Origin of the sequence: Chamaesiphon sp. VAR_48_metabat_403, from assembly GCF_031422475.1 — a bacterium.
Taxonomy (GTDB): Bacteria; Cyanobacteriota; Cyanobacteriia; order Cyanobacteriales; family Chamaesiphonaceae; genus Chamaesiphon.
This window is the reverse complement of record NZ_JANPLS010000407.1, coordinates 1-5,054: the sequence shown is the minus strand read 5'-3', so window position 1 is coordinate 5,054 and position 5,054 is coordinate 1. Positions and strand designations below refer to the sequence as shown.

Annotated in this window: 7 protein-coding genes; 3 read left to right on the top strand and 4 right to left on the bottom strand. The window is 41.7% G+C overall.

What is annotated here, in order from left to right; all coding sequences use genetic code 11:
* Positions 1 to 341, top strand: a 341-nt coding sequence (locus RMO79_RS19510; RefSeq protein WP_310484920.1) for a DUF4351 domain-containing protein, incomplete at its 5' end; no start/stop codon positions are given.
* 88 nt (positions 342 to 429) lie between these two features.
* Here the strand turns inward: RMO79_RS19510 and RMO79_RS19505 are convergent.
* Positions 430 to 837, bottom strand: coding sequence for a hypothetical protein (locus tag RMO79_RS19505; RefSeq protein ID WP_310484919.1), 408 nt, complete (start codon positions 835 to 837; stop codon positions 430 to 432).
* A gap of 14 nt (positions 838 to 851) precedes the next feature.
* Positions 852 to 1,229: a hypothetical protein gene (locus RMO79_RS19500; RefSeq protein WP_310484918.1), complete on the bottom strand. Its 378-nt coding sequence runs from the start codon at positions 1,227 to 1,229 to the stop codon at positions 852 to 854.
* 212 nt (positions 1,230 to 1,441) lie between these two features.
* On the opposite strand from RMO79_RS19500, the gene RMO79_RS19495 reads away from it, so the two are divergent.
* Both RMO79_RS19495 and RMO79_RS24650 read left to right on the top strand, forming a co-directional pair.
* On the top strand, positions 1,442 to 1,900 hold the full coding sequence (locus RMO79_RS19495) for a helix-turn-helix transcriptional regulator (RefSeq protein ID WP_310484917.1): 459 nt from the start codon (positions 1,442 to 1,444) through the stop codon (positions 1,898 to 1,900).
* 227 nt (positions 1,901 to 2,127) lie between these two features.
* Entirely contained in the window at positions 2,128 to 2,214 is an 87-nt protein-coding gene (locus tag RMO79_RS24650; RefSeq protein WP_396136640.1) for a DUF4351 domain-containing protein, read from the top strand.
* 748 nt (positions 2,215 to 2,962) lie between these two features.
* On the opposite strand, the gene RMO79_RS19490 is transcribed toward RMO79_RS24650, so the two are convergent.
* Complete coding sequence (locus tag RMO79_RS19490; RefSeq protein WP_310484915.1) at positions 2,963 to 3,400, bottom strand: SMI1/KNR4 family protein; 438 nt, start codon at positions 3,398 to 3,400, stop codon at positions 2,963 to 2,965.
* A gap of 54 nt (positions 3,401 to 3,454) precedes the next feature.
* A partial coding sequence (locus RMO79_RS19485; RefSeq protein WP_310484914.1) for a polymorphic toxin-type HINT domain-containing protein occupies positions 3,455 to 5,054 on the bottom strand: 1,600 nt, incomplete at its 5' end.

Here is a 5,054-nt window from a genome sequence, read left to right as displayed (position 1 = left end):
GAAAAGTTCGAGCGGATCTGGCGGCGACTGCATCGATTCTAGCTGGGTTGGTGTTGGATAAGAATCTAGTTAAGCAAATACTACGGAGAGATATTATGCGGGAATCAGCAGTTTATCAGGATATTTTAGCTGAGGGTGAAGTTAAGGGCAAGACTCAAGGGCGAGTTGAGGAAGCCAGAGCGTTAGTCATCAGACAGCTAAATCGGAAGTTAGGAAATGTTAGTCCTATGCTGTTAGCTAAAATTGAAGCTTTGCCACTAGAGCGAGTGGAATCTTTGGGTGAGGATCTATTAGACTTTAGTTCGATCGCAGATTTAGAAGCTTGGTTGAGTCAAAATTGAAGATCGAATCGCTCGATGTTGCTGGTAAAAGATCGGCAATATCGAGATCGTGTCTGGTGTGGTAAAACGACGATCGTTTTCGCTTTATCTAGCTGGTGGAGGCAATCGCTATTACTTCAATCGGATCGCTTTTTGCTCCTATTTGAATGTCGATCGGATCGAGTATGGCTTCAGATTTTGATTGGTCAGAAGACGGCTGGCAATTGCCTAACTTCCACTCCAATTCCAATCGATCGATACAGGCGATCTCCTCATCGGTTGGCGGCTCGATCTCAACTTCCCGACTGCCATCTGGAGATTGTCCGTCAGCCAATTGTTCTAAATACTGATTCAGTGTTAAACCCACATCCCGCGCCTGCTCCCGCAATCTGTCTAACAATGCTGTCGGAATTCTAATCGTTGATGCCAATGATACTGCATCGGGATTAATTTCTCGTTTAATGATGTCGGTAGTAATCTGATGATGTGCTAGGTTCTGGGTAAGATTGCCCCACACCTCACCTAATCGTTCTAATGATAGAGATCTGCCATTGCCAGGGCTTGGGACGCATTACGCGGCAGATTTGAGAACCCCAGAAACACCAATCGAATCGCCACATTCGCCGACTTGATGGCATTGACAACTTGCCACCGACTTAAATTAACCTTGTGCTTACAGAAATCTTTAAAGTCTCTAAACTGCTCATGGCAACGTTTCCACCAACTTTGGTTGCGAAATTTCTCTAAAATTAGCCCAAATTTAATATAGGCATACTGATTAGCAAATAATTCATACTCAGCCGTCTCGATTTCACTCGGACAAAGGTATGAGACATCGATCTGAAATTCTCCGATTAGATGCTCTAGACTAAAATCCAGGATTTCATCATCATTAATAATTGTTTGCATAGTAAACACCCCCTATGGAGGAAACTAGATTAGTCGCTTTTAATCTTCAAAGATCGATGCTTTCAACAGAGAGCATCGGCAATGACGGGCATCTGTGGCTATACTTTAAGTGAGAACGGCTAGTGGAATAGCATCGGTTCTCGAACACTATTAAACGTAGTTTACTCTGCGTTTACAGACAAGTCAACGTATTAAACTAAAATAACCGTGAGATGACGAGCGAACGAGATGACCGACAAGTAATTACATTGAAGGCTTTACGCGAATTGGCTAATTTCAGTCAAAAAGAAATTAGTCAGCGGGTTGGGGTCAATTACACTGCTTATCAAGCTTGGGAGGTTGGTCGGTCTGTGCCTAAGTTTGATAATGCGGTGATGTTGGCACGGGAGTTAAATGTCAGCCTGAAAACTCTAGCAAAATCTATGGGTCAAGATACTACGGAACTTCGCGACGACTTGGGACGTGATGAGCTAGAGATTGAGGATCGACGCTCCTATCGATTAGCAATTTTAGATTTACTCAAAAAAGGACAGCTTAGTCCTGAAGAAAAGACGTTGGTTAAGCTATTAGATCTGCTCATGCGTGAATATGAGATCGATCCTCAACCCACTCTTAGCGAATCCGAGCGAGTTTTGGAATGCTCGATGGCAACTCATGAAGTTAGATCTTAGATCTCATCTCTAACGATCTAAGTTTACGATGGTATCGATCGAACAATTAGATTCTCTGAGATCGCAAATTAGAAACTAACTAAACGATCAAATGTCATCAACCGCGATCGAGAGTAAACAGTCTAACGATCGATCGAGCAATTACAATTCCTGAGATCGCAATTAGAAAACAGCTAACCGATCGAAATCGCATAGCAACATCTAACACGAGCGAATGAATCCAAAGTATGATCGATCCCCTAGAATCTCTCGGCAAGGCTTTATTAGATTTTACCAGCTTTGCAGATTTAGAGGCTTGGCTGAGTCAAAATTAACGATCGCACTAATTAATTGATCTAACCTCAAAATCTCGATCGAGTTAAAGCGATCGAATGTCATTAACCACGATCGATCCCAGTAAAGACGATCGAACAATTACAATCCCTACAATCGTAACTAGAAACCAACTAACCGATCGAAATAACACAGCAACATCTAACACGATCGAATCCAATACAGAGATCGATAGTCTAACGCTCGAACGCGCAAGCGCACCCCCAAGGGTGGTCGAATGAATCCAAAAACGATCGAACAGTTACTATCCCTGCGATCGAGCAATTAGTAACTAACTAAATGATCGAAAGCATAAATCGATATCACTCTAAATAATCAATATCGATCCTAATGCGATCGATTCTAGTATTATCTCGATATCTATAGAAATAAATCCGATCGCGATTGAGTCAAGTGATCGATTAGAGACGATCGCAGTTCTAATGAGAATAACTATCGATCGAGTGAATTAATATGACGATCGAGCAATTAAATATAAATAGCGATTGAGTAGCCATCAACACGATTACCTTGCAGCGCGGCGATGCCAACGAATCATCCTAATGCGATCGATCTAAAGTTTTAGCAATCGAGTCAATAAATAGCGATCGCATTATGCCGATGTACCGAGTAGTTGAGTTTTAACGATCGAGCAAAATTAACACGATTGATTTAACATTACCCGATCGATATCTACAGTAATGATCGAGTATGTCAAGATTGCGAGAACAAGCCAAAGTTTTTTCTCCGCTAATAAAGTAAATTAATAAAGTCCGTGAAGTTTTTTGCAAAACGTACTGGTTCATCTAAACCAAATTTCCAGAAAACAATAGTAGGTTCAGTGTTATCCTCTTGATAATCAAAGCAAACACAATCGCTACCACCTCCAGACGTAATTGGTACCAGAGAATCCGGTAAATCTTCTATCTCTTGCTTACATAGCAAGACATTTTCTGAATCATCATAATTAAAGCTAAGAAAAAGGCCTACTTCCGCATTGAAGCAAACATCATTTATCATCAAGTCAAAATCAGCCTTGCTTATCGGTTTAGCTCCAGCAAACTTCAATGCAAAATCTCTGTAATCTGAAGGAAATCTAATACCAAGTTCTCTCTCTACTAAGTTTATACAATTATTGGTTGTCCCCAATGGAATGTCTGCCCACTCAATAGTATTGATGTCTGACATAGTTGCCTTCTTTAATATCCTAGTTGTGTGTATTAATAAAATTGCATTGCCTATTTACTTTCCATACCACATTTCATATCCCCCGATATGACTCATTCCACGATGAGCACTTGTAGGTATTAATTGCATCCTACCTGGATCTTGATGATGATGCCAAGTGTAACCATCAATCTTCGCTAAACCTCCATTAATATCTCTAATTTGACTATCAGTAAAATTTGATGCTGATAAAGTACCATCTGCTATCTGCTGCCTAATGTTCCTTGTAGATTCTCTCATTTGACCTGTATAGTTGGCTCCATCAATACCTGATTGTGATAGCTTAACTTCAGCAACAGCAATATCATCAAAAACAGGGAATCCTTTGTCATTGAAAACTATTCCTGTTGTTGGATGTCTTTGTCCTGCTAACCTCAAGTTCCATCGATTTGATTGCGGTGGAACAGTTGTAGAAGATACATTATTAACACCATATTTAGTCTCCAAGTTCTGACGAATTTCCTTAGCGTTATAGCACTCATTATGAACGAGCAGACCCAGATCCGAAACAAAATAGGTATGGAAGCCCTGTACCTCAAAATTATAAACCGTAGTCAGTCCACCATGCTTCTCAACCCGATCCACATCCAACCACGACTCAGTTTTAGTCTGAAGCAACGTCCCAGCATGTAGATCCTTCGCCGCTACCCAACCCACATCCGGCACCCAGAACGGATGCTCCTCAGTAGTGGTAATCTTCTCTCCATCAATGTAGATATCGACCAGATTAGTCGTATCTTTGACAAAAGTTTGAAGCACCTGCTTATACTCAATCTCCCCAACCGTATTCGGGTCATCAGATAGCACCCAATCACCAACATGAATATCCTCAATGTTTTTGGTACCGTTGATGGTTTGAATCTCAGTTCCAGCAACAAAACATTGCGTTTTTAAACTGAGGATTGACGCTCCAATCGTTGCAAGTCCAGTAATCCCAACGGTTACTCGCTCAGGCACACTCAACTGACGACCATTTTCACCCACTCCAGTCCAAGCTTGACTGACTTGTCCGCCACCTTGATAAACTCCGATTGCTGCCAATCCAGATTTCACAAATGGAGTAACTGTTTTCACCCAAGGAATAGCCGCTACAGACTTAATCCATCTAAATCCGGCAACTATCTCGCCCCCAAATATAAAAGCCAGAGTCTCATTAGTTTTATCGATATTATCTTCAGTAGCCAAAGAAGAGAGCAATCCCAGCACCGAACCAGTAATCTGTAGGACACCACCAACAATGCCACCTCTATTTTGTCCTCGAACGGCAACACGACTCCAAGACTCTAAACCAGATTGAGCATTACTAGTGACCATATTTCGGAAACTAGTAGCACCATTAGCAATCGCACTACCCCAATAGTCTCCAGCCACTTGAAATGGTTGGGTAATATCGTTCCAACTGGGCAATCCAAACTCACCGCTAGGATCGGTATACATGGTAGAACGATTACCAACATAGCGATACAGATTAGTATCACCAGCCCCAAACCCTGCCGGATCTACACTGATAAACCGTCCATTTGCCGGATCGTAATATCTGGCTCGATAATAATAATACCCTGTCTCCTTATCCTGCTCTCTCCCCGTATATCCATACCGGAACTTCACACTTGGA